Raw genomic sequence first — 4,206 nt, 5'->3', positions numbered from 1 at the left:
ACCTGTGGGCGCTGCCGCACGCGTGGCGGGACCCCGACGACGAGCCCTCATCCGGGTCCGCGACGGCCGCCGGTCCCCTCCCGCGACTGCGCGCCACCAGTGTCGCCGACACCGACCCCGGCTACGCGGTCGGCCGCCGCAGGCGCGCACAGATCGTCTCCGATGCGATGCGCCTGTTCGCCCGCGACGGCTACGGCGACACCAGCCTGCAGGACATCGCCACCGCGGTCGGAGTGTCGAAGTCGACGCTGCTGCACCACTACGCGTCGAAGGAGCTGCTGCTGAGCGCCGTGCTCACGGAACGCGACAGCGCCATCAACGAGAACCAGATGTTTACGAGCACCGCGTCGGCTGCCACGGTGCTCCGCAGCATTCCCGAGGGCGCGGCGCTCAGCGCACGGGACGAACCGGGACTGATCGAGGTCTACGCGGTGCTGTCGTGCGAGGCCGTCCCCGTCGCACACCCCGCACACGACTACTTCACGATGCGGTTCGCGAACGCCCTCGACTACTTCGCTGAGCTCTTCCGCCTCGCCCAGGTCGACGGCGACCTGCCAGCGCACCGCGATCCCGTGCACGAGGCCACCTGGCTCATCGCGATGTGGGACGGGCTGCAGTACCAGTGGCTGTACGACCGCGACAGGGTCGACATCGCCACGCACCTGCGGGCTCATCTCGACGACGTGCTGCCTCCGCGCTGAGACGGCGCTGCGCTGAGACGATGCCGCGCTGAGACGACGCCGCGCGGAGACGACGCCGCGCGGATCAGCGCAGACGGACGGCGTAGCGCAGATGCGTCGTCTGCGGGGAATCCTCCGCGCCCACCAGGTCGAGCGAGAGGCGTTCCCCGTCCACACCGTCGAACAGGCGCACTCCTGCCCCGAACAGCACAGGTGAGAGAGCGATGTGGAACTCGTCGACCAGACCGGCATTGAGGAACTGGACGATCGTCTCACCGCCGCCCGAGATGCGGACGTCGAGGTCGCCGGCAGCAGCGCGCGCCTGGTCGAGCGCCGACTCGATGCCGTCGGTCACGAAGTGGAACGTGGTGCCGCCGCGGCGCTCCCACGGCTCGCGCTCCTCATGGGTGACGACGAAGACCGGCGTATGGAACGGCGGGTCCTCCGGCCACGCGTGCTCGCCGGCGTCGAACATCCGCTTCCCCATCACACTCGCCCCGGTGCGCTCGAACGTCTCGCGCACGATGTCGTTGTCGCGTCCCTCGTCCCCACCTTCGCCCAGGTGCAGATTCTCGCGGAAGGACCGCAGCCGGAACACCCACTTCTGCAGCTCCATCCACTGCCGACCCATCAACTCGTCCGGCGACTCGGGGGCGATGAACCCGTCGAGAGACATCGAGACGCTGAAGAACACCGCTCCGGCCATCAGCGCTCCCCTCGCGCGATCGCCATCTCCGCGACGTGGACGGCGAGGTTGTCCAGTGTCTGCCGGCCACCCTCGAGTGCGCCATGCCGCTCGATCGCCCGGTCGCGCAGCTCCGGTGTCGGGAACACCGTGCGCATCTCGATGCGGGTCCGATCGCCGTCCAGCACGAACGTGAGGTGTGATTCGAATGCCTCAGGATCGTCGCGGTGCTCACCATGGAGCATCACGATCCGCTCCGGCGCGACGATGTCGGTCCACACGATCCACTCCGGGTAGTCGGTGCCGTCCGGTCCGTGCATCACGAACTCCCATTCGCCCCCGACACGGAACTCGAACGATCGCGTCGTCGTGGTGAAACCGTCGGGGCCCCACCACCTCGAGAGGTGCTGCACCGTGGTGAACGCCTCGAACACCAGCGCCGGCGCGGCGTCGATCACGCGCGAGATCACGATCTCGCGATCAATCGTCGTATCCATCCACTACTCCTGCCTTCTTTCCGCTTTCAGGTCCTGCACGTAGGCGTCGAGCCGGTCGAAGCTCTCGTTCCAGAACTGCTCGAAGCCGCCCGTCCACTCATGGACGGCCCGGAGCCCCGTGGCGTCGAGCCCGTAGACCCGCTGCTTGCCCTCCCGGCGGTCGCGCACGAGACCGACCTCGCGCAGCACACGCAGGTGCTTGGAGGCACCCGGCTGAGTCATCCCCAGCACCTCGGACACCTCGGTCACGGGGCGGTCGCCACTGCGCAGCAGCGTCAGGATGTCCCGGCGTCGCGGTTCGGCGATCGCGTTGAAGACATCGGATGTGGTTGCCGCTCGCGCCATGTGATCAACATATACCCATATGGGCAAGTGTTCAAGACGCCACGATCCGGAGTACGCCCGAAGGCGAGGCGTCGGGCGTCGGCGTCAGGCGCCGGCGATCACCGCGAGCACGCCCTCGCCGTACGCCTCGCGCTTCTTCGCACCGATGCCGGTGATGCCGTCGAGGTCGGCGAGAGCAGCAGGGCGGCGCTCCGCGAGCGCGCGCAGCGTCGCGTCACCGAACACGATGTACGCGGGCACGCCCTGCTCGCGAGCGGTCTCGGCACGCCATGCACGCAGTGCCTCGAACAGTGGCCGATCCCCCGCGTCCAGGGCATCGGCGGCGCTGGCCTTGCGGGCCCGGCCCGAGGACGTCGGGCGCCCGATCGTGTCCTTGCGCAGGGGTACAGCGGTCTCACCACGCAGTACTCCTGCCGCCTGCTCACCGGGCGCGAGGGTGCCGTAGTCACCCTGCGCGACGAGAATGCCGCGGGCCAGGAGCTGACGGACGACGCTGCGCCAATCCTGATCCGAGAGATCGCTGCCGATGCCGTAGGTCGCGAGCTTGTCGTGACCCTGCTGCCTGATGCGCTCTGTCGAGGCCCCGCGGAGGATGTCGATCAGGTGCCCGGCGCCGAACGCCTGATTGCGCTCGCGCTTCAACCGCACGATCGTCGAGAGCAGCTTCTGTGCTGGGACGAGCCCGTCGAACGTCTCGGTGTCGTCGAGACAGGTGTCGCAGTTGCCGCACGGCTGCGACTCCTGACCGAAGTAGCCGAGCAGGTTCTGCCGACGACACTCCACGGTCTCGCACAGCGCGAGCATGGCGTCGAGGTGCTGCCCCATGCGCATCTTGAAGGTGCGATCACCGGGACTCTGGTCGATGAGCCTGCGCTGCTGCACGACGTCGCCGAGCCCGTAAGCCATCCAGGCCACCGAGGGCTCGCCGTCTCGACCGGCGCGCCCGGTCTCCTGGTAATAGCCCTCCACGGACTTCGGCAGATCGATGTGCGCGACGAAGCGCACATCCGGCTTGTCGATGCCCATCCCGAATGCGATGGTGGCGACCATGACGACGCCGTCCTCGCGGAGGAAGCGCGCCTGGTTGGCCGCGCGCACCTCGCCGGGCAGACCCGCGTGGTACGGCAGCGCATCGAGACCCTGGGCGGCGAGGTACGTCGCCGTCTGCTCGACCGACTTGCGACTGAGCGCGTACACGATGCCCGCGGGCTGCGCGGCGTCGTCGGTCACCGGGGTCTGCGACTTGATGAACGCGACCAGCTGCTTGCGCGGGTCGACCTTGGGCACGATCCGGTACTGGATGTTCGGGCGATCGAAGCTCGCCACGAAGTGCTTCGCCGGCGCCCGCCCCTCTGCGCCGTCGAGGTGCAGACGTTCGGTGATCTCCTTGTGCGTCGCTGCGGTCGCAGTAGCCGTGAGCGCCATGCGTGGAACACCGGGGAACCGCTCGCCCAGATCGCCGAGAGCCAGGTAGTCGGGCCGGAAGTCGTGACCCCACTGCGACACGCAGTGGGCCTCGTCGATCGCGATCACGCTGAGGGTGCCGCGTTGCAGGAGCGCCGTGGTCTGCGCGTTCGACAACCGCTCCGGGGCGACGTAGATGAGGTCGAGTTCACCGGCGACGTACGCCCGCTCGACCTCGCGGCGCTCGTCGATCGCCTGCGTGGAGTTGAGATAGGCGGCGTTGACGCCGTTGGCCCGCAGAGCGTCGACCTGGTCGTGCATGAGCGCGATGAGCGGGCTTATCACGAGCCCCGTGCCCTCGCGCACGAGCGCGGGCACCTGGTACGTGATGCTCTTGCCGCCACCGGTGGGCATCAGCACGACGGCGTCTCCGCCCCCGATGACCTGATCGACGATGCCTGCCTGGTCGCCGCGGAACTCGTCGTAGCCGAAGACCGTGTGCAGGGCCTCGCGTGCGGTGGAGTAGCGGCTCGGCGTCGCTCGGCGCACGGCCGGCGCGGAGGCCGCGGGGGCCACCGGGGTGACCGGACCCTGA

5 protein-coding genes are annotated in these 4,206 nt (G+C 68.9%); 1 reads left to right on the top strand and 4 read right to left on the bottom strand.

Annotation, left to right across the window (positions count from 1 at the left end):
• On the top strand, positions 1-701 hold a 701-nt coding region (locus DSP71_RS19310), incomplete at its 5' end, for a TetR/AcrR family transcriptional regulator (RefSeq protein ID WP_147251406.1).
• Positions 702-765: 64 nt separating this feature from the next.
• On the opposite strand, the gene DSP71_RS19305 is transcribed toward DSP71_RS19310, so the two are convergent.
• The 4 genes from DSP71_RS19305 to recQ form a co-directional block, all read right to left on the bottom strand.
• Complete coding sequence (locus DSP71_RS19305; RefSeq protein WP_046746626.1) at positions 766-1,386, bottom strand: dihydrofolate reductase family protein; 621 nt, start codon at positions 1,384-1,386, stop codon at positions 766-768.
• A complete protein-coding gene (locus DSP71_RS19300; RefSeq protein ID WP_058632157.1) occupies positions 1,386-1,862 on the bottom strand; it encodes an SRPBCC family protein in 477 nt (158 codons plus the stop codon). Before DSP71_RS19300 ends, DSP71_RS19305 begins: the two co-directional genes overlap by 1 nt.
• A gap of 3 nt (positions 1,863-1,865) precedes the next feature.
• Entirely contained in the window at positions 1,866-2,207 is a 342-nt protein-coding gene (locus tag DSP71_RS19295) for a helix-turn-helix transcriptional regulator (protein WP_046746624.1), read from the bottom strand.
• Positions 2,208-2,291: 84 nt separating this feature from the next.
• A complete protein-coding gene (gene recQ / locus DSP71_RS19290; protein WP_258546560.1) occupies positions 2,292-4,160 on the bottom strand; it encodes a DNA helicase RecQ in 1,869 nt (622 codons plus the stop codon).
• Between the last annotated feature and the right edge of the window lie 46 nt (positions 4,161-4,206).

This window comes from Microbacterium sp. H6 (assembly GCF_003314775.1).
In the GTDB taxonomy this organism is placed as follows: domain Bacteria; phylum Actinomycetota; class Actinomycetes; order Actinomycetales; family Microbacteriaceae; genus Microbacterium; species Microbacterium oxydans.
This window is presented reverse-complemented; position numbering and strand designations above follow the sequence as displayed.

Bases quoted from the DNA above. Each gene is read 5' to 3' on its own strand.
- DSP71_RS19305 (WP_046746626.1), bottom strand. From the start codon at position 1,386: ATGGCCGGAGCGGTGTTCTTCAGCGTCTCGATGTCTCTCGACGGGTTC.
- DSP71_RS19300 (WP_058632157.1), bottom strand. From the start codon at position 1,862: ATGGATACGACGATTGATCGCGAGATCGTGATCTCGCGCGTGATCGAC.
- DSP71_RS19295 (WP_046746624.1), bottom strand. From the start codon at position 2,207: ATGGCGCGAGCGGCAACCACATCCGATGTCTTCAACGCGATCGCCGAA.